Origin of the sequence: Roseateles saccharophilus (assembly GCF_004342485.1) — a bacterium.
Lineage (GTDB): Bacteria > Pseudomonadota > Gammaproteobacteria > Burkholderiales > Burkholderiaceae_C > Pelomonas > Pelomonas saccharophila.
The window spans coordinates 1-22,907 of sequence record NZ_SMBU01000050.1 but is presented as its reverse complement, the minus strand read 5'-3'; the positions used below and the strand labels follow the sequence as shown (position 1 = coordinate 22,907).

Annotated in this window: 20 protein-coding genes and 1 pseudogene; 5 read left to right on the top strand and 16 right to left on the bottom strand. The window is 70.0% G+C overall.

What is annotated here, in order from left to right; genetic code table 11:
• The 3 genes from EV671_RS27610 to EV671_RS24160 form a co-directional block, all read right to left on the bottom strand.
• Complete coding sequence (locus EV671_RS27610) at positions 1–1,719, bottom strand: serine/threonine protein kinase (RefSeq protein ID WP_132576474.1); 1,719 nt, start codon at positions 1,717–1,719, stop codon at positions 1–3.
• 76 nt (positions 1,720–1,795) lie between these two features.
• Entirely contained in the window at positions 1,796–2,932 is a 1,137-nt protein-coding gene (locus EV671_RS24165) for a hypothetical protein (RefSeq protein ID WP_132576473.1), read from the bottom strand.
• A complete protein-coding gene (locus EV671_RS24160; RefSeq protein WP_132576472.1) occupies positions 2,929–3,828 on the bottom strand; it encodes a phosphoribosylaminoimidazolesuccinocarboxamide synthase in 900 nt (299 codons plus the stop codon). The genes EV671_RS24165 and EV671_RS24160 overlap by 4 nt, the downstream gene beginning before the upstream one ends.
• Positions 3,829–4,103: 275 nt before the next feature.
• Between EV671_RS24160 and EV671_RS24155 the strand changes: the two genes are divergently transcribed.
• Entirely contained in the window at positions 4,104–4,592 is a 489-nt protein-coding gene (locus tag EV671_RS24155; protein WP_132576471.1) for a hypothetical protein, read from the top strand.
• A gap of 26 nt (positions 4,593–4,618) precedes the next feature.
• Here EV671_RS24155 and EV671_RS28050 read toward each other — a convergent pair whose 3' ends face one another.
• Positions 4,619–4,972 carry a helix-turn-helix domain-containing protein gene (locus EV671_RS28050; RefSeq protein ID WP_415840533.1) on the bottom strand — a complete coding sequence of 118 codons (354 nt, stop codon included), beginning with the start codon at positions 4,970–4,972 and terminating at the stop codon, positions 4,619–4,621.
• Between the two features lie 45 nt (positions 4,973–5,017).
• On the opposite strand from EV671_RS28050, the pseudogene EV671_RS28045 reads away from it, so the two are divergent.
• Together EV671_RS28045 and EV671_RS24140 are read left to right on the top strand one after the other, a co-directional pair.
• Positions 5,018–6,454 (top strand): annotated as a pseudogene (locus EV671_RS28045) (alpha/beta fold hydrolase); the annotation flags it as partial.
• Positions 6,455–6,614: 160 nt separating this feature from the next.
• Positions 6,615–7,487 (top strand): PhzF family phenazine biosynthesis protein, encoded by an 873-nt coding sequence (locus EV671_RS24140; protein ID WP_132576470.1) that lies wholly within the window; start codon positions 6,615–6,617, stop codon positions 7,485–7,487.
• 431 nt (positions 7,488–7,918) lie between these two features.
• On the opposite strand, the gene EV671_RS24135 is transcribed toward EV671_RS24140, so the two are convergent.
• The 3 genes from EV671_RS24135 to glmS form a co-directional block, all read right to left on the bottom strand.
• Entirely contained in the window at positions 7,919–8,866 is a 948-nt protein-coding gene (locus EV671_RS24135) for a c-type cytochrome (protein WP_165917706.1), read from the bottom strand.
• 145 nt (positions 8,867–9,011) lie between these two features.
• A complete protein-coding gene (gene truD / locus EV671_RS24130) occupies positions 9,012–10,037 on the bottom strand; it encodes a tRNA pseudouridine(13) synthase TruD (RefSeq protein WP_132576468.1) in 1,026 nt (341 codons plus the stop codon).
• A gap of 141 nt (positions 10,038–10,178) precedes the next feature.
• Positions 10,179–12,038 (bottom strand): glutamine--fructose-6-phosphate transaminase (isomerizing), encoded by a 1,860-nt coding sequence (gene glmS / locus EV671_RS24125; RefSeq protein WP_132576467.1) that lies wholly within the window; start codon positions 12,036–12,038, stop codon positions 10,179–10,181.
• Positions 12,039–12,171: 133 nt separating this feature from the next.
• Between glmS and EV671_RS24120 the strand changes: the two genes are divergently transcribed.
• Complete coding sequence (locus tag EV671_RS24120) at positions 12,172–12,648, top strand: Lrp/AsnC family transcriptional regulator (protein WP_132576466.1); 477 nt, start codon at positions 12,172–12,174, stop codon at positions 12,646–12,648.
• On the opposite strand, the gene EV671_RS24115 is transcribed toward EV671_RS24120, so the two are convergent.
• The 6 genes from EV671_RS24115 to EV671_RS24090 are packed head-to-tail and all read right to left on the bottom strand — an operon-like array spanning position 12,645 to position 18,678.
• Complete coding sequence (locus EV671_RS24115) at positions 12,645–13,826, bottom strand: class I SAM-dependent rRNA methyltransferase (RefSeq protein WP_132576465.1); 1,182 nt, start codon at positions 13,824–13,826, stop codon at positions 12,645–12,647. The genes EV671_RS24120 and EV671_RS24115 overlap by 4 nt on opposite strands.
• Complete coding sequence (locus tag EV671_RS24110) at positions 13,823–15,334, bottom strand: hypothetical protein (RefSeq protein WP_132576464.1); 1,512 nt, start codon at positions 15,332–15,334, stop codon at positions 13,823–13,825. Before EV671_RS24110 ends, EV671_RS24115 begins: the two co-directional genes overlap by 4 nt.
• The gene (locus EV671_RS24105) at positions 15,331–16,257 is read right to left on the bottom strand and encodes a tyrosine recombinase XerC (protein WP_132576463.1); all 927 of its coding nucleotides are present in this window, start codon (positions 16,255–16,257) and stop codon (positions 15,331–15,333) included. Before EV671_RS24105 ends, EV671_RS24110 begins: the two co-directional genes overlap by 4 nt.
• A complete protein-coding gene (locus EV671_RS24100; RefSeq protein WP_207911239.1) occupies positions 16,254–16,967 on the bottom strand; it encodes a DUF484 family protein in 714 nt (237 codons plus the stop codon). The genes EV671_RS24105 and EV671_RS24100 overlap by 4 nt, the downstream gene beginning before the upstream one ends.
• Entirely contained in the window at positions 16,964–17,803 is an 840-nt protein-coding gene (gene dapF / locus EV671_RS24095; RefSeq protein WP_132576462.1) for a diaminopimelate epimerase, read from the bottom strand. The genes EV671_RS24100 and dapF overlap by 4 nt, the downstream gene beginning before the upstream one ends.
• Entirely contained in the window at positions 17,800–18,678 is an 879-nt protein-coding gene (locus EV671_RS24090; protein ID WP_132576461.1) for a lysophospholipid acyltransferase family protein, read from the bottom strand. Before EV671_RS24090 ends, dapF begins: the two co-directional genes overlap by 4 nt.
• 128 nt (positions 18,679–18,806) lie before the next feature.
• Here EV671_RS24090 and metK point away from each other — a divergent pair, with 128 nt between their 5' ends.
• On the top strand, positions 18,807–19,988 hold the full coding sequence (metK, locus tag EV671_RS24085) for a methionine adenosyltransferase (protein WP_132576460.1): 1,182 nt from the start codon (positions 18,807–18,809) through the stop codon (positions 19,986–19,988).
• Between the two features lie 241 nt (positions 19,989–20,229).
• Here metK and EV671_RS24080 read toward each other — a convergent pair whose 3' ends face one another.
• The 3 genes from EV671_RS24080 to EV671_RS24070 all read right to left on the bottom strand — a co-directional run bounded on the left by EV671_RS24080 (position 20,230) and on the right by EV671_RS24070 (position 22,655).
• Positions 20,230–20,667: a type 2 periplasmic-binding domain-containing protein gene (locus EV671_RS24080; RefSeq protein ID WP_207911238.1), complete on the bottom strand. Its 438-nt coding sequence runs from the start codon at positions 20,665–20,667 to the stop codon at positions 20,230–20,232.
• Positions 20,668–20,677: 10 nt separating this feature from the next.
• Positions 20,678–21,781, bottom strand: a complete 1,104-nt coding sequence (locus EV671_RS24075; protein ID WP_132576459.1) for a TonB-dependent receptor — start codon at positions 21,779–21,781, stop codon at positions 20,678–20,680.
• A 79-nt stretch (positions 21,782–21,860) separates the two neighbouring features.
• Positions 21,861–22,655: a substrate-binding periplasmic protein gene (locus EV671_RS24070; protein ID WP_132576458.1), complete on the bottom strand. Its 795-nt coding sequence runs from the start codon at positions 22,653–22,655 to the stop codon at positions 21,861–21,863.
• Between the last annotated feature and the right edge of the window lie 252 nt (positions 22,656–22,907).

The following is a 22,907-nucleotide window of genomic DNA, read 5'->3' as shown; positions in this document are numbered from 1 at the left end:
TCAGGGGGCGCGCTGGCTGTTGCGGATCTCGCGCAGCTTCACGCACTCGGGGTGGTTCTGGAACAGCGGCCGTTCGCACTGGCGGTCGATGCACCAGGCCAGCGCCAGCAGCACGCGCCGGCCGCAGGCTTCGGTCGGGCTGCGCGGCTCGGTCTCGTTGGCGGCGGCTGTCGCCGGCTTGGCCGACACCACCGCCGGGCTGGGGGCCACGGGCTCAGGCGCCACGGAGACCGGGCTGCGCGGCATCGCCTGCAGCTCGGTGATTTTTTCGGATGCGGCGGGCCTGAGCGCACCGTCGCGGCGCGGCGGCGTCGACGCGGCAGAGGCATGGCCGGCGGCCGGTGTGGTCCTGGACAGGGCCGGAGCCGCGGCCACCTGCACGCTCGACGCGGCAGGCTGGACGGCGGGTGCGCTGGGCGCCACCGCGACGGACGCCGCGGGCTCGACCCGCGCGACGGCGGATACCGCCGAGGCCGCGGCATCTCCGACCTGGGCCTGCGGCTGTGCAGCCGGCGCCTGCTTGTCCATGCTGCCGCGCAGCTGCATCACGAAGAAGCCGAGCAGCAGCAGGGCGACGACGCCGGCGGCCACGAACAGCCAGGCCTTGGGCCGCTGAGCCGCCGCCGCGGGCCCGCCGGGCGGCGCCACCACGGCGGCCGGGGGCGCCTTGACGTTGGGAGACTGGGGCGGCTGCGGCCGGGTGCCAGGCGCCGGCACGACGATGGTTTCCTCCGCCTCCGGGGGCTGCGCCTGCACGGTGTCGGCGAACTCGAGGTCCAGCGCCTGGGGCGCGGCAGCCGGTGGCGCGGACCGGGCGGCCGGCACGCCGGAGCGGCCTTCGATCACCTCGCGCCAGGCCGCAGCGCTTTGCGGGCGCTGGTGGGGCGGCACACGCAGCGCCCAGTCCAGCGCGGCCAGGAAGCCGGGCGAATAGCCCGGCACGGCCAGCGGCGCCAGCTCGTCGCCCATCGCGCGCGCCGTGCAGGGCGGCGGCGGGCGGCCGGTCAGCAGGTCGTGCATGGCCGCGGCCAGCGCATAGAAGTCCGTCCAGGGGCCCTGCTTCAGGCTGGTGGCCTCGGCATACTGCTCGATGGGCGCGTAGCTGGGCTTGAGGATGGCCGTGAAGACCTGGGTGTGGTCGCCGATGGCCTGGCGGGCGGCGCCGAAGTCCAGCAGGATGGGCGGGCCGCCGTCGGCCGGCAGGAAGATGTTGTCGGGCGCCACGTCGCGGTGCCAGACATGCTGCGCATGCAGCACGGCCAGGCCGCCGAGCACGGCGTCGAAGATGCGCCGCGTCCAGGCCTCGGGCGGCGGCGTGGACTGGGCCTTGCGCGCCTCGCGCAGGTTCTGGCCGACGAGGCGCGGCATGGCCATATAGGCCGTGCCGTTGGCCTCCCAGAAGCGGTAGACCTTGAGCAGCGAGGGGTGGTCGAAGCGGGCCAGCAGCCGGGCCTCGTTGACGAAGCTGCGCCGGCCGAGCTCGAAGGTCTCCTTCATCGACATCGAGCGCACCGACACCTGGGACTGCCCGTCGCGCTGCGCGAACTGGCTGGGCATGTACTCCTTGATCGCCACCTCGCGCTCCAGCGCGTGGTCGCGCGCGAGGTAGACGATGCCAAAGCCGCCCACGCCCAGCGTGCCCAGGATCTCCAGCTCGCCGAAGCGGGTGCCGGCTGGCAGGGCGTTGATGCTGTCGTCGTCGCGGGCGTCGGCGGTCATAGGCCGGCGAGGGTAACCCAGCCGGCCCGGCCGCCCCCCCTCGCATAAGCCCTTAAGACGCCTTCCCGAAGGGGCTTCAGCGTGGCGGACTGCCCAGTCCGGCGCGGTTCAGTCGCTCGCACCAGTCGCGGCGCTGGGCGGCGTCCTCGGCCCAGGCGGCGGCGGCCGCATCGGCCTGGGCGGCGGCCAACCCATCCTCGTGCAGCCGAGCGTAGACCTGGGCCAGGCGGGCGTGCAGCGCGGCGCGCTCGTCGATGTCGCAGCTGGGCTGGTCTTCGGCCAGCACCTCCAGCGCAGCCTGGTCGGCCAGTGCGCGGGCGCGCGCGGGCTCGCCGGTATTGGCCCAGCACCAGGCCAGGTCGGCCAGCAGGCTGCCGCCCAGGCGGGCCAGGCCGGCGGCCATCGCGGCCGGCAGCTGGGCCTGCAGCAGGGCCGCCGCCTCGGCGTAGTCGCCCTGCGCCGTCATCAGCTGGGCGCGCAGCAGCGGCGTCAGGTCGCCGCGGGCGGAGCCGCCGACGGCGTCGTCGAAGTGGCCGACGGATTCCACGCCGAGCAGCACGGCCGGCGCCTCGCCCGGTTCGCCGGCCAGCGCCGCGTGGCGGATGCGCAGCGCGCGCATCTGCGTCTGGTTGTAGAGCAGGGCCGCCATGCCGGCGTCGTCGCCCTCGGCGATGGCGTGCTGGCGGGCCCAGGCATACCAGGGCGAGGCGGCCGCCTCGCCGCCGGCCAGGCTCCAGGCCGAGGCCAGGGCCGTCGCGACGCGGTAGGCGGCGCCGTGGTCGTCGGGCTGCAGCGCGGCCAGCGCCGCCTGGGCATGGGTGATGAGGCCGTCGATGTCGCGGCCGACGAAATCCATCTGCGCCAGCCAGGCATCGGCCAGGGCCCGCAACGGCGTGAGGCCGGCTGCGGCGGCCATCACGCGGGCGCGGCGCACGCGCTCGCGCGCGCCGCCGCCGAAGCCCGAGAACGCGCCGAAATAGGCCATCAGGCCCTGGGCCAGATGCAGCCACGCGGCCAGCTCGACGCGCGGATGCACGAGGGCACGGGCATGCAGCCGGTCCAGCTCCTCGCGGGCCTCGGCGTCACGGCCGTGGCGCAGCCACAGGATGGCGCGCTGGGCCTGCAGCACGGCGGCGCGCGGCGGCATCGCGGCGACCGCGGCGATCTCGCCGTCGAGCCGCTGCGCGAGCCGGCTGCGCAGGCGGACGCTCATGAAGTCAGGCGCTGCAGGGCCTCTTCGTACTTCTGCACCGTGTTGGCGATGACCTCGGCCGGCAGGGCCGGCGCCGGCGCCTTCTTGCCCCAGGGCTGGCCGGCTATGCGCACCGCCTCCAGCCAGTCGCGCACGAACTGCTTGTCGTAGCTGGGCGGGTTGCTGCCCGGCGCATAGCTCTCCACCGGCCAGTAGCGCGAGGAGTCGGGCGTCAGCACCTCGTCCATCAGCGTCAGCGTGCTGTCGGCATCCAGGCCGAACTCGAACTTGGTGTCGGCAATGATGATGCCCTTGGTCAGCGCGAAGTCGGCAGCGCGCTGGTAGAGCTGGATGGAGATGTCGCGCACGCGGGCGGCGAGGTCGGCGCCAATGATGCCGGCGGCCTGCTCGAAGCTGATGTTCTCGTCGTGGTCGCCCATCTCGGCCTTGGTGGCGGGCGTGAAGATGGGCGCAGGCAGCTTGTCGGCGTTGCGCAGGCCGGCGGGCAGCTTCACGCCGCAGACGCTGCCGCTGGCCTGGTACTCGGCCCAGCCGCTGCCGGCCAGATAGCCGCGCACGACGGCCTCGATGGGCAGGGGCTTGAGGCGCTTGACCAGCATCGCGCGGTCGCGGATCTGCTCACGCTCGGCATCCGTCTTCACGGCGGACAGCGGGTCCTCGCCGGTCAGGTGGTTGGGCACGATGCCCTGCAGCTTGTCGAACCAGAACAGCGCCATCCGCGTCAGCAGCGCGCCCTTGCCCGGGATGGGTTCGCCCATGATGACGTCGAAGGCCGACAGGCGGTCGCTCGCCACCATCAGGATGCGGTCCTCGCCGACGGCGTAGTTCTCGCGCACCTTGCCGCGGCCGAGCAGCGGCAGGGAGGTGAGGCTGGATTCGTAGAGCGCTTGAGGCATGGCGGCGGGCAAAAGGAGAAGGCGCCGGATTTTAGGTGCCCGCGATGCGCCGATGCCCGTGGGCGTCGTGGATGAGACCCACTCAGGTCGGCATACGGCCTCGGGCACCGCCCGTCCGTGTCCCTCCCGCATCTCGTCGGACTGAGGAACATGCACATCAACAACCTTGTTGATGCGCCCGTTGCACGCACGCGTCGTCAAGCGCACAGTTGCCCGTCTCGGCCTTGCCGAGAGCGGGGCCGAGGCACTTCCACCCACCCTTCAAGGAGATGCTCATGCGAATGACAGCCGTTTTCGCGACAGGCTTGGTCGCTTTTCTTTCCGGGGCTCAGGTGTCGGCCACAGACTTGCCTAAAGAGGGCAGCTACGATTTCATGAGCTGCTATTCGGGCACCGTGAACGCCATCGGTTTCTCCAAGACGCACGACGCGAGCACGAGCGAATACGGCGGCACCATCCAAAGCAATCCGCCGGGCGGACTCTTCGACAAGGTGGCGTTCCGATGCATCTCGCTGAGCTACTCGGAGGACGGCAAGACCAGCACGACGATCGTGTGCGAGGGCGTGGACCGGGACGGTCACAAGTACATGACCCGCATCGTCGGCGACGGCACGAACATCACGCGCAAGGTCGTGGCCGGAACCGGGAAATATGAAGGCATGACGGCGTCCGGGACCGTGGAAGCCATGGGGCCCTTCGGTGTATCAAAGCCGGGAACGGTGCAGAACTGCAATCACCAGAAGGGTTCGTACAGGCTGAAGTAGGTGCGCGAGGACGAAGTGGCGCATCCTCATCGGGGCGCCCGTTCTGCCACTATCGGCCTTGAACGCGCCGTCGAACCGTAGGCCTGGCGGTAGGCGGAGGGCGTCATCCCCGTCGCCGCCCGCAAGGCGCGGTACAGGCTGGCCTCGCTGCCAAAACCCAGGTCTTCGCTGATGGCCTTGATGGGCGTGCGCGTGCTGCGCAGGGCCTCGGCGGCCTGGCTGAGCTTGGCCAGGCGCAGCCACTCTCCGGCGCCCATGCCGGCGGCCCGGTCGACCAGCCGGGCCAGCGTGCGCACCGAGATGCTTTGCTGGCGCGCCGCCCCCGCCAGCGTCACGTCCTGCGCGGGCGTGCAGCGGGCCCAGGCCAGCAAGGCCCGCATCGCGGGGTCGTTCAGCCGCATCATCTCGACCGGCTCGAATGAAGGATGGCGCCTGCGGGGGCTGGGCAGCATCAGCAGCTCCTGCACATCCTGCAGCACGTCGTCGGCGAAGTGCTGCGCCAGCCGGTCGAGCATCAGCGGCAGGTAGCCGCCGGGCCCCGCCGCCGTGATGGCATGGCGGTCGACCACGAGGTCGGAGCCGCCCTGCCACCGGACGCGCTTGAATTGCGCCGCGAGCGCCGGCCGCAGCCACCAGGTCGCGGTGGCCGCATGCCGGTCCAGCCGCTCTGCCGCCGCGGCCAGGGCAACACCCGCGCAGTAGCTCCAGACCTGCGCACGCCTGGGCTGCGCACGCAACGCGTCGACCAGCCGGCCCTGCGCACGAACGGCGCCGTCGAGCGCAGCCGTGGAGGTCAGCCACAGTCCCGGCAGCAGCCAGGCGTCACAGGCCGCTTCGGCCACCGTCGATTGCACCCGCAGGCTCGGGCCTTGATGGGTCGGCACCTCGCCGAGTTCGGCGCCGACCCAGGTCGCGGTCATCTGCACGCGCCCCGCGCGCAGGTTGCAGGCGCGGACCATGTCGCCGGCCGCGAACAGCCCCGCCGGCATGCAGCCGGGGAACAGCACCAGACCGAGGCGGAACGGGCTCGTCGATGGGGGCGAGGCAACAGGCATGGCGGTTGGCACGTATCGATAGCAAATGGTCTTTTTTTGCCATTGTCGACACAGCACCGGCTCCACACAATGGCCACGCCAGCCCCACCCAGGAGATTGCACATGCCGCTGAACGTCGGCCAGACCCGCATCCACCTCGTCGATGAGGGGCGGGGCGCCCCGATCCTCTTCCTGCACGGCAATCCCGACTCCTCGGACATCTGGGCCGGGATCATCCCCAGCCTGAGCGCCCGGCATCGCTGCATCGCCCCCGACCTGCCGGGTTTCGGGCGCTCCACCGCGCCTGGCGATTTCGACTATTCGCTGCAAGGCATGGCCGACTGGGTCGACGCGCTGGTCACCGCACTGGGCATCGGCGAACCACTGCATCTGGTCGTGCACGACGTCGGCGGCCCGTTCGGCCTGGCCTGGGCGGTGCGGCATCCCGACAAGGTGCTCAGCGTGGCGATCATGAACACCGTCTTCGCGGCCGACTACCGCTGGCACCTGTTCGGCCGCCTCTGGCGCACGCCGCTCGTCGGCGAACTGGTGCAGGCGCTGACCACCCGGCGCGGCTTTGCGCGCGAGTTGCGGCGCGCGTCGCGCAAGCTGACGCGCGAGCAGATCCATCGCACCTATGACCTGATCACACCCTCGGTGAAGCGGATGATGCTGCGCTGGTACCGGGCGACGGACCCGCGGAACTTTGCCGGCTGGGAGGACGAGCTTCGCCATGTGCTGGCTGCCCGCCCATCGCTGGTACTGTGGGGCGAGCACGACCCCTATATCGCGGGCCGCTACGCCGACCACTTCGGCGCCGCCACCGTGGAGCACTTTGCCGACAGCGGGCACTGGCTGCCCGCCGAGTTGCCGGAGGCGGTGGCGGCGCGCCTGTCGCGCTTCTACGCGGCCGAGTCGCACACGAGCGTCCGTCCGCAAGGTGCCGGCCAACGGGCCGGCGGCATCGAGTTCGGGGGGGGGCCACGGCATGAGCGTCCGCGTGGAGATCGTGAATGCCTTCGTCGATGGGGCGGTGGGCGGCAATCCTGCCGGCGTCGTGCTCGATGCCGACGGGCTCAGCCATGCCGAGAGGCTGGCCGTGGCACAGCGTGTCGGGCTGTCGGAAACCGCCTTCGTCTCGGCATCCGAGCGTGCGACTTTCAAGCTCGACTTCTACACGCCGACGCGTCAGATCGCCCACTGCGGCCACGCGACCATCGCCACCTTCTGCCGCCTGCGCGAGCTGGGCCGCATCGGCGACGGCACGCTGTCGAAGGAGACCATCGACGGGCGGCGCGACATCGTCGTGCACGGCGACATGGCGTTCATGGAGCAGCGCTCGCCCACCTATGCCCGCATCGATGCGGGATCGGCGCACGAACGGCGGCTGCTGGAGTCGCTGCGCCTGGCCCGCAGCGCGCTCGCGGACGGCCTGGCGCCAGCGGTCGTCAACACCGGAAACGCATTCCTCGTCGTGCCGGTCCGCGATGCACAGGCCCTGGCGGCGCTGCGGCCGGACATGGACCTGGTCGCCCGGCTGAGCGACGAACTCGACCTCGTCGGCTACTACGCCTACACCGCCCAAACCCAGCGGGCGATGCGCGATGCCGGCACGCGGATGTTCGCGCCGCGCTACGGCATCGAGGAAGAGTCCGCCACCGGCATGGCCGCCGGCCCGCTGGCCTGCTATCTGCGCGACCAGGCGGGCCTGGGCGCCGAGCAGTTCTGCATCGAACAGGGCTGGTTCATGCAGCCCGCATCGCCCAGCGTCATCCAGGTGAACCTGGAGACTGCGGGCGGCACCATCCAGCGCCTGCTCGCGGGCGGCAAGGCCCGCAGTGTGCGCACCATCGAAGTCTGAGTGTTCACTCGAGTTCGACCGACTCGGCCAGGTTGCAGGGCTTGTGTCGCGTCGCTTCGCGCCCCCTCCAAGCTCGCTGAGGGTTACGGCACCAGAAATCCGCCGTCGACCGGCAAGGTGTGCCCCGTGATGAGGGAGGCTTCTTTCGACGCCGTCCGCTGTATGGCGCGGCAGTCGACAGGGGCGCAGCCTGGCCAGGCGGCTCCTGTTGGTGCCCGCGAGTTCACATCTCAGTTATCCATTCCGCGTTCGCGGCACTCGCGACGCATGAAACTGGGGTACTGCGGGTCGAGCGCCGGGCCGCTCCCAAGCCGGCCCGCGCTGGCGATGTGCGAGCGGCTCAATGCCGCGAGCATCGCCGTCCCCGCGGGGACCGACCAGGCTCGCCCGCGTTCAGCGCGGCGCGATTGGGCGAGGAGCTCACTCTCACTTCAGGGATCGAGCGTCGCCAGATAGGCGGCCAACTCGAGCATGTCCTGGCTGGACAGCGCTGTGACGATGGGCTTCATGGCCTGTGCCCCTTGGCCGTTGCGTGCCCCGGCCCGAATGTCCCAGAGTTGCCGTACGACGTAGCTCGGCGAGCGCCCGGCGATGGACGGCACCCGGCCGGCCCCGCGCAGATCCGCGCCATGGCATCCCGCGCAAGCCAGGGCCGCGTTGCCGCCCGGTGCGCGCGCGAGCGCCCTGCCTTTGGCGATGCTGCCGAGCGGCGCATAGACCAGGAACTTCACCTGGTCGTCGCGCAGCACGTCGAAGCGCTCGAGGTTCTCGGGCACTTCGACGATGCGGTCGTCGTCAAGCTTCACCCATTCCCCGTCGTCACCGGCGGCCATGATGTTGAGGAGATTGACGGTTTTCGGAGCCCTTTCGGACTCCTTGACGATCAGGGTCTGGCGCGGCGCCAGACGCGAGAAATACGCAGCCGCCACCTGAATGTCTTCGTCGGTCAGTGCCTTGACGATCGCGCGCTTCAAATGGGCCGCATTGCGGGTCGGCAGCACGGTCGAGCGCGCGCCGCTGACCAGGTCCCTCAACTGCTGCGCGATGTATTCGGCCGGCAGGCCCGCGATCCTGGCGTTTTCCGGGCCCCCGGCACCGTTCGGACGATGGCAGAACCCGCAGGCCCATACGGCGGGAGGCCGGCCCCCGGCCACGATCGCGGGCATGGCTGGATGGTCGTCCGGATGCCAGTCGGGTGGCGCGAAGCGGTCACGCGTTTGGTCGCGCGTAAACCGGGCCGTGCTGCCGGGTACCGAGAACCTTGTACCGTCGTCTGGGACTTTTGGCGCGACGGCGCCGGGACCCATCACATAGGCCCAGGACGGGAATCCCGGCGCACCCTTCTGCGCGTGTGCCGGCATACCGAGGGCGACCAGCATTAGAGCAAGCCATCCGTTTCGAAGCATCTGCCCTCCCGAAACACGCGCAGGAGCGGCGCGGCTCTGACGGGACGATGCTAGCCATGCCAGATGCGCCGTCCCTAGGGCGAAGTCCCTAGCGAGCGTGTGCAATACGAGGACGCCGTCATTCGACGGCCGCAGCCTCGTTCTCCGTGTGGCGGTCAGGCTCCGTGGTGCGGAGGATTTCGTTCAGAACGGAGGTGGCGTAGTTCCCGGCGGGCAACGAGAACGTAAGCACCAGTTGATCGGCTTGCGGCCATTCCCATGACAGGTCCACCGGGCTCGCCACCAGGGCGCGGCGCTCCTGATCCAGGCCAGCGTGTTCCATGCCGTCGCACAAGGTGGCGTGACGTCCAGCCACGCCGTTCTCCAGGGCCTGAGCCTGATCGGTGGTGCTCACGCGGCCCCGTCCCCAGAGCGGTCCGGTGGGGCGGCCCGCCTCGTCCATCACATCACCGGGCAGGGTCTTGCCCCAGAGTCCCTGCTGAATTCGCAGCGCCAGCACTTCATTGAAGACGAAGGAACGCACCGCCGACAGGTAGATGCCCTTCTTCTTCGGGTTGCGCACGCGGATTTCGCGCGCCAGCATGGCCCTGCCCTGCTCGACGTTGCCGCCCTCGAAGCCGAAGCGCTGGGCGCCGAAGTAGTTGGGCACGCCACGCGCCGCCACGGCCTTCAGATTGGCCTCGATGGCGTCGCGGCTGCCGGTCAGGTCACGCAGCACGATGCGGAATCGGTTGCCCTGCAGATCTCCGGGGCGCAGCTTCTTCACGTGGCGGCTCTGGCTCAGCACCTTGAACTCCGGGTGCTGAAGCCCGGTCAGGTCGGGCGTCTCGCCTTTCCCTTTCCCAATCGGCAGATAGATGCTGAACCACTGGCGGGTGATGGCGTATCGGTCCTTGAGGCCGGCATAGCCCACGTCCCTTTCCTGCACGCCGGCGGCCTCGGCCAGCTGCTGGGCGACGAAGGCGGTGTTGGCGCCGTTCTTTTCGATGTCCAGCCAGATGTGTTCGCCCTCACCGGAGGGCAGCTGCAGCGGCAGTTCGGTCACGATGAAATCCTCGTTGAGGAGTTTCAGGGTGGCACTGGCGCCACTGGCCGGATAAGCGTTGGGCCACTGCGGCAAAGTCGTGTATTGAGCGTCGGTCATGAGCAGTCTGACGGCAACAGCTGTAGATAGGGGCAGTCTGTCAGGCCGAGCGGCCATGGCCCCACAAATCTGGGAAAGCTCGACGGACCTTAATCAGGCCCGACCGACCTTATTTGTTGGCGTCAACGCGGTCGGCCTCCGTCATTCGACGGTGACCGACTTCGCCAGATTGCGAGGTTTGTCCACATCCGTCCCCCTCGCGCAGGCCGTGTGATAGGCCAGCAGCTGCAGCGGCACGACGTGCAGGATGGGCGACAGCGCGCCGTAGTGCTCGGGCATGCGGATGACGTGCAGGCCGGCCTCGCTCTCGATGGCGGTGTCGCCGTCGGCGAAGACGTAGAGCTGGCCGCCGCGGGCGCGGACTTCCTGCATATTGCTCTTCAACTTCTCCAGCAGCGCGTCGTTGGGCGCCACGGTGACGACGGGCATCTCGGCGGTGACGAGGGCCAGCGGGCCGTGCTTGAGCTCGCCGGCCGGGTAGGCCTCGGCGTGGATGTAGCTGATCTCCTTGAGCTTGAGCGCGCCCTCGAGTGCGATCGGATAGTGCAGGCCGCGGCCGAGGAAGAGCGCGTTTTCCTTGCGCGCGAACTCCTCGCTCCAGGCGATGACCTGGGGCTCCAGCGCCAGCACGGCCTGCACGGCCACCGGCAGGTGGCGCAGGTCCTTCAGGTGGCGGGCTTCGGCTTCATCGCTGAGGTGGCCGCGCGTCTGCGCCAGTGCCAGCGTCAGCAGGAAGAGGCCGACGAGCTGGGTCGTGAAGGCCTTGGTGGAGGCCACGCCGATCTCGGCGCCGGCGCGCGTGATGTAGGCCAGCTCGCACTCGCGCACCATCGCGCTGGTGGACACGTTGCAGATGGTCAACGTGTGCTTCATGCCCTGGGCGCGGGCGTGCTTGAGGGCGGCGATGGTGTCGGCTGTCTCGCCGCTCTGGCTGATGGTGACGACCAGCGTCTTCGGGTCGGGCACGCTGTCGCGGTAGCGGTATTCGCTGGCGATCTCGACCGAGGTCGGGATCTTGGCGATGCTCTCCAGCCAGTACTTGGCCGTGGAGCCCGAGTAGTAGCTGGTGCCGCAGGCGAGGATGAGGACCTTGTCGACTTCCTTGAAGACGCGCCAGGCGCCGTCGCCGAACAGCTCCGGGCTGATGCCGGTCACCGCGTCCAGCGTGTTGGCGATGGCCACCGGCTGCTCGAAGATTTCCTTCTGCATGTAGTGGCGGTAGGGGCCGAGCTCGGCCGCACCGCTGTGGGCGTGCACGGTCTTGACCTCGCGCTGCACGGTGATGAAGCGGCCGCTCGTCGTGTCGAGGCGGCTGATCCAGTAGCGGCCGAGCTGCAGGTCGACGACATCGCCCTCTTCCAGGTAGACGATCTGGTCGGTCACGCCCGCCAGGGCCATCGCGTCGGAGGCAACGAAGTTCTCGCTCTCACCCACGCCCAGCACCAGCGGCGAGCCCTCGCGGGCGGCGACGACGCGGTGCGGCTCGTCGCGGCAGAACACGGCCACCGCGTAGGCGCCCTTCAGGCGCGGCAGGGCCTGCTGCACGGCGTCGAGCAGGTCGCCGCTGTAGTGGTGGTCGATCAGGTGGGCGATGACCTCGGTGTCGGTCTGGCTCGCGAAGACATAGCCGCGCGCCTTCAGTTCGGCGCGCAGCTCGTCGTGGTTCTCGATGATGCCGTTGTGCACCAGGGCGATGCGGCCGACGGCGTCGGCGCCGGCATTCGGGCCGGCCGAGAAATGCGGGTGGGCGTTGTGCACGGCCGGCGCGCCATGCGTGGCCCAGCGGGTGTGGGCGATGCCGGTGCCGGCGGCGATGCCGTCCTGCTCGGCCTGGTGCTGCAGTTCGGCCACGCGCGAGGTGCTGCGCGCACGGCGCAGTCCGCCGTCCTGGTGCACGGCCACGCCGCAGGAGTCATAGCCGCGGTATTCGAGGCGCTTCAGGCCCTCGACGAGGATGGGGACGATGTTGCGCTGGCTGACCGCGCCGACGATGCCGCACATGGCTGCTCTCCGTTCTGTGAGGGCGCCATGCTAGGCAGGTCGGCGCGGCAATTGCGTGCAAAATATGACGCTATTTGAATGAAAATTTCTCCACCCACCCAATGAGAAATTTTCATTCAAATAATCTTCAAATATGAATGAATTAGACACCATCGACCTCCGACTGCTCGACGCGCTGCAGGCCGATGCCTCGCTGAGCAACCAGGACCTGGCGGCCCGGGTGGCCGTGTCGCCGGCCACCTGCCTGCGCCGCGTGAAGCGCCTCGTCGACGCCGGCATCGTCGAGCGCCGCGTGGCCATCCTGTCGCCGGACAAGCTCGGCGCCGGCCTGCAGGCCATCCTTGAGATCACGCTGGACCGCCAGGGCGCCGAGCACCTGGACGCCTTCGAGGCTCGCGCCGTGCAGGAGGCTGCCGTGCAGCAATGCTGGCGCGTGTCGCCGGGGCCGGACTTCGTGCTCGTCGTCCAACTGCCCGACATGCCGGCCTACCAGGCCCTGACGCAGCGCCTGCTGACCCAGGACGCCAATGTGCGCAACATCAAGGCCTTCTTCAGCGTGAAGCGGGCGAAATTCGACACCCGCGTCGGCTTGCCCGCGCCAGCTAGCTAGCGCTTCAGGATGCCCAGGCCCTTCAGATAGTCCCCCTCCGGGAAGCAGACCGTCTGCGGGTGGTCCGCCGCGGCGGACAGGCGCTCGACGATGTAGCCGTCCACGCCCGCGTCCAGGCCCGCGCCGGCGACGATCTTGTGGAACAGGTCCGGCGCGATGCCGCCCGAGCAGGAGAAGGTGTAGAGCAGGCCGCCGTCGCTCAGCAGCATGAAGGCCAGCCGGTTGATGTCCTTGTAGGCGCGCGCGGCGCGTTCGGCGTGGGCGGCCGTGGGCGCGAACTTCGGCGGGTCGAGCACGATGGCGTCGAAGCGCCGGCCTTCGCTCAGGCAGCGGCGCAGCGTCGCGTTCACGTCGGCATCCCAGGCCTCGTGGCGGCCCGCGTCGAAGCCGTTCAGCGCCACGTGCGCCTTGGCGCGCTCCAGCGCCGGGCCCGAGGAATCGACGCTGACGACCAGGCTCGCGCCACCCGCCAGCGCGGCGACCGAGAAGCCGCCGGTGTAGCTGAAGCAGTTCAGCACCGTCTTGCAGCCGTACTGCCTCACCGCAGCCGCGAAACGCTGGCGGCTGTCGCGCTGGTCGAGGTAGTAGCCGGTCTTGTGGCCCTCGGCCACGTCCAGCGTCAGCTTCCAGTCGTGTTCGCGGATGGTCAGTGCGGTCTCGCCGTCACCCCGAAGCCAACCGGTCTGGACGGGCAGGCCCTCCCACTCGCGGGCCTGGGCATCGGAGCGCTCGTACAGGCGCGTGAGGCCCGTCGCGGCCAGCAGCGCGTCGGCAATGGCCTGCTTCCAGCGCTCGGCGCCAGCGCTGCCGAACTGCGCGACCAGCGTGTCGCCGTAGCGGTCCACCACCAGCCCCGGCAGGCCGTCGGCCTCGCCATGCACCAGCCGCCAGGCGTCGGATGCGATGGCCAGCCGCTTGCGCATCGCGATCGCCTGCGCGATGCGGCGCGCAAAGAAGGCGGCGTCGATGCGCTCGGCCGCGTCGAAGCTCCAGGCCCGCAGGCGGATCTGCGACCCGGGGCTGAAAGCGGCCCAGGCGAGGAACTGCCCGTCGGCCGACTCCACCCTCACCGTCTCGCCCGAATCGCCGCCGCCGCGTGCGATGGAGCTCTCGAACACCCAGGGGTGGCGCTTGACGAGGGAGCGCTCCTTGCCAGGGCGGATCGTGATCTTCTTCATCGCTGCAGCGTGCCGAAGGCGTAGCTCAGTTGCAAGTGGGTCAGCGATGTGGACTGCTGACCACTGCGCAGCGTGCGGAACTCGCCGATGCCGGCGCGCAGCCTCAGCCGCTCGGCCAGCTGCCATTGCGCCCAGGCCTCGGCCTGGGTCACCGCGCCACCGCCCACAGCCACGCCGCCGCCGCCGGCCGCACCCAGCAGCCACTCGGCGCCGAAGCGCAGGCCGCCCCACAGCGGGTCGCTCTGCAGGCCCAGGCCGAACAGGCCGAAGGAATAGGCGCCAGCGCTGCCGACCGCCGCGCTGCCGGCCATCGCCGCGCCGTAGACATGGGGCGAGAACTCGCGCGACATGTTGACGGCCAGATGGCTGACCGCTTCCTGGCGGCCATCCTTGAACCTCACGCGCGACAGGTGCATGACGCTGGCGCCCAGCTGCTGCACGCGCACCGTGCCGCCCGGGTCGTCGCCGATCAGCGTCGGCGTGCGGTCCAGCGGCATGGCCAGCACGGCACGCAGATAGGGCGCCGTGTAGGAGCCGCTGGGCGCATAGGTGAAGCCGGTATCCAGGCGCAGGCTGGGCCCCCAGGGCGTGATCCAGCGCAGCGTCGGCCCGGCGCGCAGCAGCCAGCCGTTGCCGGTGTCGACATTGCCGCCGCCGCCCAGACCCGCGCCCAGCTGGCCGCCGACGCGCAGCCGCGGCGTGCCGAACAGCGCCCAGTCCTGGCCGATCTGGCCCAGCACTTCCATATAGCCGTCGACGCCGCCCTTGGCCGCGCCCGAGGCCTCGACGCCCCACCAGCTGCCGTCCGCGATGTATTGGCGCAGCTCGGCGCCGGCCTTGCCGACCTTGCCGGCAAAGGGCGTGCCGCCGCGGGTGCGGCTGGAGGCGGTCGGCTTCTCGAAGCCGCCGGTCAGCGCGATCTCGTCGAAGCCCAGGCCGGTGCGCCGCCCGGCGCGTGCGGGCCGGCCGGCATCGTCGGGCGAGAAGCTGACGAAGTCCATGGCCCGGCCGAGCGTGAAGCTCAGGCCCACACCGCTCTTCACGTTGCCGCTCGGGAAGCGGATCTGCGAGATGCCGATGCCCGAATACCAGGCGCCGGCCTCGGTGCGCAGCGACAGCTCGGGCCTCAGCATCAGCCCACCGCCAAAGCGCAGCTGCGCGCTGGACAGGCCACCGCCCGCGCCGACGTAGAGGCTGGCCGCCAGATGCGTGTTGCGCGACAGGCGCCAGCGCCGCTGGCCCGTGAAGCCCACCGTGAAGATGCCGCCGTAGTTGCCCTTGGCCGCGCCGTAGAAGCCGGGGCCGAAGCCCCAGTCCTCGTCGTAGGCCATCAGATAGCTCATCGACGCGAAGGCCGTGCGGCCACCGTCGGGCAGCTTCATCGACGTCCAGTTGCCCTCGACCGCGGCGGGACGCACGGTGTTCAGGTGGGCAAAGGGTACTTCGTCGGGGGTGGCCAGCGCGCAGGCCGGCAGCAGGGCCAGCAGCGTGGCGATTCGGCGGGTCATTTCTTTTTAGCTCGCGGGTGGGCCGCGTCGTAGATGCGCGCCAGGTGTTGATGATCCAGCTGCGTGTAGACCTGGGTCGTCGTGATGTGGGCATGGCCCAGCAGCTCCTGCACGGCACGCAGGTCGCCGCTGGACTGCAGCAGATGGGATGCAAAGCTGTGGCGCAGCATGTGCGGGTGGACATGGGCCGGCATGCCGGCGCCGACGGCGCGGGCCGACAGCATGGCCCGCAGCGTCGAACCCGCGACGCGGTGGCCGCGCGCGCCCACAAAGAGGGCCGGCTCGCCGGCCGCCGCCAGCTGGCCGCGCACGGCCAGCCAGGCCTGCAGCGCTTCGGCCGCCGCGTGGCCCAGCGGCGTGCTGCGCCACTTGTCGCCCTTGCCGCGTACATGCACCTCGGCCGACTGCAGGTCGACCCAGCCGGCTGCGCCGCCGCTGGCCTGCACGTCCAGCCCGATCAGCTCGGCCGCGCGCAGGCCGGCGCCGTAGAGCAGCTCGACCATCGCGCGGTCGCGCGCTTCCAGCCGCGAATCGGCGATCTCGTCGGGCACATGGCTGGCCAGCTGCACCGCATCGTCCACGCCAAGCGCCTTGGGCAGGGGCTTGGGCGCCTTGGGCGCCTTCAGGCCGTCGAAGGGGTTAAGCGCGACGCGGCCCTGCAGGCCCAGCCAGCGGTAGGCGCTGCGCCAGACCGACAGCAGCAGCGCGATGGACTTCGGGGCGAGGCCCTCACGGTGCAGCAGTGCGGCCAGCCGGCGCGCCTGCGCGATGCTCAGGGCCCGCGCATCGATGGCGGCCGCCGCCAGCATGGCCTGCAGGCGCTCGAGGCCGTCCGTGTAGATGCGCAGCGTGCGCGGACTCAGGCGTTGCTGCACGCGGGCGTGCTGCAGGAACTCCTGGTAGTCAGCGCACAGCGCACTCATGCAGCGAGCAGGCCCGCCAGGCCGGCGCTGGCGATCTCGCCGACGCGGGTCAGGAAGTCGGTGCCCATCTCGGCCGTGTAGCGCGTCGGGTCGGGCGAGCCCAGCACCAGCAGGCCGAAGGGCCTGCCCTCGTTGACCTTGGCCAGGCTCAGCGGGATCAGGGCCAGCGAGGTGGCGGTGCCGCCGCTCTCTGACAGGCCCAGCCAGCGCGCCGCCTCGAAGCCCGAGTTCACGCCGCAATAGGGCTGGCTCAGGCTGGAGGCAAAGCTCTTCACGTCGGCGCTGACTGCAGCCCCGAACTCGGCCGCCTCGTGCTCGGCCGCAACGCCCCACAGGCGCAGGCTGGCCTGCGGGATCATGAACTGGTGACGCAGCTCGGCCAGCAGCACCTCGGGCAGCTCGGCCGGCGTGCCCGCGGCGCGCATGACGGACAGCGTCCAGCGGTGCAGGCGGTCGGCTATTGCCGCGTTGTCCTGGCCGTTGCGGATCATGTCGACGATGCGCAGCTCCAGGCCCTTGATCTTGTCGCGCAGCATCTCGGCCTGGCGCTCCTGCAGCGACACGGCACGCGCGCCATGCGGGTGCTGCAGCTGCACGCTGGCCAGCAGCGCCGCATGGCGCTCGAAGAAGCCGGGGGTGGCCGCCAGGTAGTTGGCGATGTCGGTTTCGGTGATGCCTTGCACCGCATCCGCGGCCGGGTTGGAACTCACAGCTCGATTTCTCCGTCAAAAACTTTGGTGGCGGGGCCGGTCATCAGCACCGGGCTCTGGCCGCCCGCCCATTCGATCTTCAGCAGGCCGCCACGGGTCTGCACTTCCACGGCCGCGTCCAGCCAGCCCAGGCGGATGCCGGCGACAACGGCCGCGCAGGCGCCCGTGCCGCAGGCCAGGGTCTCGCCGGCATCGCGCTCGAACACGCGCAGCGCGATGCGGTCGCGGGCCAGCACCTGCATGAAGCCGGCGTTCACGCGCCGCGGGAAGCTCGGGTGATGCTCGATGCGCGGGCCCTGGGTCAGCACCGGCGCCGTGTCGACGTCGTCGACGCGTTGCACCGCATGCGGGTTGCCCATGGACAGCACGGCCAGCTCGGCGCCTTCGACGGGCCAGAGCTCGAAACCGTTCACGAGCCGCGGCTTCAGGCCGGCCGCGTCGAAAGGCAGGGCCGCGTGCTCGAACACCGGCGCGCCCATGTCCACCGTCACGCGGCCATCGTCCTGCAGCCTGAGCGAGAGGCGGCGGTTCATCGTATCGACCTGGATCTCGCGCTTGCCCGTCAGCCCCGCGTCGACGACATAGCGCACGAAGCAGCGCGCGCCATTGCCGCAGTGCTCGACCTCGTCGCCGGTGTTGTTGAAGATGCGGTAGCGGAAGTCCGCACCGGCCTCGGTGCCGGGCTCGATGACGAGGATCTGGTCGCAGCCGACGCCGAAGCGCCGGTCGCCGAGGAGGCGCATCTGCGCGGCGGTCAGCGCGAAGGGCTGCCGGGTCGCGTCGATGACGACGAAGTCATTGCCCGCGCCCTGCATCTTGGTGAAGCGCAATCTCATGGGGCCGGATTATCGGGCGCTGCACCGATGTCCAGCCCGCGTGGCTCTTTGTAACGGTGATAGCCCCACAGGTATTGCCCCGGCGCGCGCCGGATCACGCTCTCCATCGCCGCATTGATGGTGGCCGCGGCGGCGTCTGCGGCGGCGTCCTTGGCGATCTCGGGCGCGGGCAGCACATGCACGACGAAGCCGCGCCCGCCGGGCAGGCGCTCGCCCCAGATCAGCAGCAGGGCCGCGCCGGTCTGCTGCACGAGGCGGGCGGCCAGCGTCATCGTGTAGGCCGGGCGGCCGAAGAACGGCGCCCAGACGCCCAGGCCGTCGGGCGGCACCTGGTCGGGCAGCAAGCCGATGACCTCACCCTTGCGCAAGGCGCGGATCATCTGCCGCACGCCGGCCAGCGAGGCCGGCGCCGTGGCCAGCCCCGGGCGCTCGCGCGAGCCGGCCATCACGTCACGCAGCGCGGCCTGGCGGGCCGGGCGGTAGAGCACGGTGATGGGCGCCGCGGGCGTCGTGAAGCGTTCGGCGATGGCCTGGGCGCAGATCTCGAAGCAGCCCATATGCGGCGTCAGCAGCACCAGGCCGCGCTTCTCGGCCAGTGCCGCCTCGACCCGCTCGGCCCCGTCCCACTGCAGAGCCTCGCCCAGCGGGCGGCGCCGGGTGCCGACCCAGAGCCAGGGCAGCTCGGCCGTCATTCGGCCAGCCGCGGCGATGGCCGGACGCGCGTCGGCCCAGGACACGCCGGCCTGGGCCGCATTGGCCCGGAAGCGGCGGCGATAGGTCGGTGACGCAAGATAGACGATCCAGCCCAGCAGGGCTCCCAAAGCGTGCAATAGCGCCAGCGGCAGGCGGGACAAGCAGAGAAAGACCAGGCCCATGTTTCTTATAATTGGCGCATCGCCGAGTTACTGAACTACTTGCGGGGCGATCCACAAATCCCGCTAAAGCGTTCGCCGCACCTCCGGGAGCGACGGCGACGCCGCCATCAAGCAACCGGAGTTTAAAAGTGGCCAACGACTTCCTCTTCACGTCCGAATCGGTTTCGGAAGGACACCCCGACAAGGTGGCCGACCAGATCTCGGACGCCATCCTCGACGCCATCTTCGAGCAGGACCCGCGCAGCCGCGTGGCCGCCGAGACGCTGTGCAACACCGGCCTCGTCGTGCTGGCCGGCGAGATCACGACGAATGCCCACGTCGACTACATCCAGGTCGCGCGCGACACCATCAAGCGCATCGGCTACGACAACACCGAGTACGGCATCGACCACAAGGGCTGCGCGGTGCTGGTCGCCTACGACAAGCAGAGCAACGACATCGCCCAGGGCGTGGACCATGCGTCCGACGACCACCTGAACACCGGCGCCGGCGACCAGGGCCTGATGTTCGGCTACGCCTGCGACGAGACGCCCGAGCTGATGCCCGCGCCGATCTACTACGCCCACCGGCTGGTGGAGCGCCAGGCCCAGCTGCGCAAGGACGGCCGGCTGCCCTTCCTGCGCCCCGACGCCAAGAGCCAGGTCACGATGCGCTATGTGGACGGCAAGCCGCACAGCATCGACACCGTCGTGCTGTCGACGCAGCACGCCCCCGAGATGAGCCTGGGCGACAAGATGACGCCCGAGTTCTACGAGGCCATCCGCGAGGAGCTCATCAAGCCGGTGCTGCCCAAGGACTGGCTGACGGCCGAGACCAAGTACCTGATCAACCCGACCGGGCGCTTCGTCATCGGCGGCCCGCAGGGCGACTGCGGCCTGACCGGCCGCAAGATCATCGTCGACACCTATGGCGGCGCCTGCCCGCACGGCGGTGGCGCCTTCTCGGGCAAGGACCCGACGAAGGTGGACCGCTCGGCCGCCTATGCCGCCCGCTACGTGGCCAAGAACATCGTCGCCGCCGGCCTGGCGCGCCAGTGCCAGATCCAGGTCGCCTACGCCATCGGCGTGGCCCGCCCGATGAACGTGACGGTCTACACCGAGGGCACCGGCCTCATCCCCGACGAGCAGATCGCCAGGCTGGTCAACGAGCACTTCGACCTGCGCCCCAAGGGCATCATCCAGATGCTGGACCTGCTGCGCCCGATCTACTCGAAGACGGCGGCGTATGGCCACTTCGGCCGTGAAGAGCCGGAATTCACGTGGGAACGCACCGATAAAGCCGCGGCCCTGCGGGCTGCGGCCGGCCTGTAAGGCCGCCGCGCGAAGCGCGGTTCGGTGCGTGGGCGAAACTCATATCCGCGCAAGCGGATGTGAGTGAAGACCAAAAGACCGACAAGGCTGCGGCGCTGCGCGCGGCCGCAGGGCTGTAAGCCCACCGCGAAGCGGCTTGGTCGTTCTCGGGCGACGCTCATGTCGCGCAGCGACGTGACAGGAGACCAAAAGTCCGATACTCCGCCTCACAGGCGGTGTTTTTCGTTGCGACCCTGACGGCTCAGCGCAGGATCAGCAGCACCTTCACGCTGGCATCCATCGCGCTGCGGTCGATATAGCCGATCAGGCCCGCATGGGCGGCCACCATGCGCTTCACGGCATCGTTGTCGCCCGATTCCAGCGGCGGCTCGCCGCGCCCGGTGAACAGCATGCGGGCCCGGTAGGCCGTGAGCTGCGCGGCGTCCTTGCCGGTGAGCTTGCGGTAGAACTCTTCGCGGACAGTGGAGTTCTCGGCCTGGTCGATGGGTGTGAGGCGGGTGCCGGCGTTGTGGCTGCCGATCTTGCCCAGGAAGAGCTCGCCGACCTGCTCGGCGCTGAGTGAGGCAAGGGGCTGGTCCGCGGCCACGATCACGACCGTCTCGGCCGCCGCCGTGCCGAGCTGCCCGGCCAGCAGCAGCGCCAGCAACCGAAGCCAGGTAGGGGTGGTGGCGCGGCCCATGAGCGTGATCTCAGAACACGAAGTCAGCAGCCATGCTGACCAGATCGACACCACCGCCGGAGGGTGTGCCCCGCACCACGTTCTGCAGCGTGCCGTAGGAGTCCCTGCCCAGCTTGACATGGTCCCATTGCAGCTTCAGGTCCCAGTGCCGGGCGAAGTCCCAGCGCAGGCCGGCGGAGATCGTGCTCTGCGCGACGGGCGCCAGCTTCGTCGCGCTGGTGGGGCAGAGCTCGGACAGCGTCAGATAGGGCGTGTAGGCGCCGAGGCGCACGCCGGCATTGACATACCAGGCCTCGCGGGTGATCTTCAGCGCGCGGGCGTTGTAGTTGAGTGCCCTCACCCATTCCGCCGCGGCGAACCAGCGCCCGGTGTCGTAGGCCACGCCGCCCGAGCTGAAGATGCCGCGCTGCGGGTTCTGGTTGTCGACGTGGCGCTCCTGGTAGGCCAGGTGCACGGTCAGGTCGCCCCACTCCAGCGTGTCGAAGATGCCCTGCACGGCGCGCGAGTGCACATGCCGGCCGGCGGTGTTGACGACGGTCTTGCTGCCGTAGAGCAGGCTCAGGCTGTTGCCGGCCGCGCCCATGCGGCTGCGCCAGGTGGCGTCGACGCCATCGCTCTCCTTCAGGGCCAGCAGCCGGTACACCTCGATGGGCGGGCGGGCCATCACATTGCTGTAGCCGACGCGGCGCGAGTCCGAGGCCAGGAAGCTGGCCAGCGCGATGCGGCCCGCGCGCAGGCTGAACTCCGGGCTGAAGCGGTAGCTCAGATTGGCCCAGTTCGCATAGGGCGAGTAATTGCCCGCCGACGTGTATTCGGACACCAGCTGCAGCACGGCGGTGATGCGTTCGCTCAGGTCGTAGGTGGCCTGCACGCCGAGCCGGCTGTCCACGTCGGGGCTCCAGTCGCGGCTGCGGCCGGCACCGTAGGGCTGGAGGTTGTCGAAGCTGTAGTCGGCGCCTTGCTCGCTGGAGTGCACCAGGCCCAGCGTGCCGAAGCCGTTGATCGCCAGGCCGGACCTGGCCGGCTGCGGATCGGCCTGCGCGCGGCCCGGGGCGGCAAGGCACAGCAGCGCGACTGCGCAAAGCAGCTGGCGTCTCAGGGGGTGCCTGGGCATGGCGGTGGGCATGTCGATCCGGTCAATGCTCGGCGAGTTGCCCGGTCAAGAGGCTGACGCAAATCAAGCGCGAGGCAGTTCAGTCCAGGTAGTGATCGACAAGTCGCTCGATCCGTTGAGCCGTTTTCTTCTGTCGCAAACCCTCATTGAGCGCCTTGAGCAGAGCCTGGGCCTGTGGTGCCGCGGCCGGCATGCCGAAGTAGAGCTCGCGCAGGGGCGCGCCCGGCAGGGCCGCCATGCCCAGCGAGCCGTCCACCAGCAGGTGGCGCAGCTTGGGGTTGATGAGGTACATGCCGGCGATGGTCTCGCGGCTGTCGATGACGAGGTCGCAACGGCCCAGGTGCAGCTTGGCCGTGAGCTGCTCGTAGCTGCGGGTGGTGCCGCGGTCCACGTCCGCCGTGTTCAGGCCGAAGGCCTCGAAACGGTAGCCGCTCAGGCCACAGACGCGGTAGCCGTGCACATCGGCAAGCGACTTCAGCTCCAGCCCCTTGGGATGCAAGCGCCTGGAGTAGAGGTAGACGCTGTGCATGCGGAAATACGGCTCGCTGAGCAGCAGCTGGCCCGACCTCGCCTCCTGCCGGCCCAGGTTGATGACGAACTGGAAGCGGTTGTTCGCGGCATCCTGCAGGCAGCGCGCCCAGGGCAGCAGCTGCACGCCGATGTCCCAGCCCTGTTCGCGGCCGATTTCCTTCAGCAGGTCCACGCTGGCGCCGATGACCTGCTCGCTCGCCACGCCGTCATGCCGCTCGGCGAAGGTGAAGGGCGGGATCTCGGCCTGGTCCGCACAGGCGAGCATGGGCACCGCCGCGGCTCGGGCAGCACCCAGCAGGCAGGCGAGGCCGATCAGCGCCGAGGGAAAGCCGCGAGCCGTCATGTCAGGAACCCTGTTCGATCCGGCTTTGCAGACCCGTCGTCGCGCGGCCGCCTCGCATTCCCGGAAATCCGGCAATGCTAGCCGGGATGCTTAGCCAGCTAGCGATTTCCGGGGCCTGCGCGCAGGCCGGCCGCGGGTGCCGCGCAGCCTCCTAGTTTTACTGTGTCACAAGCGTAGCCTTGCGTTTGCGCGCAGGCAGCACGGACATCGGGGTAGTGTCTTGAGCAAGGCTGCGGCGATAAGCAGCCGCAA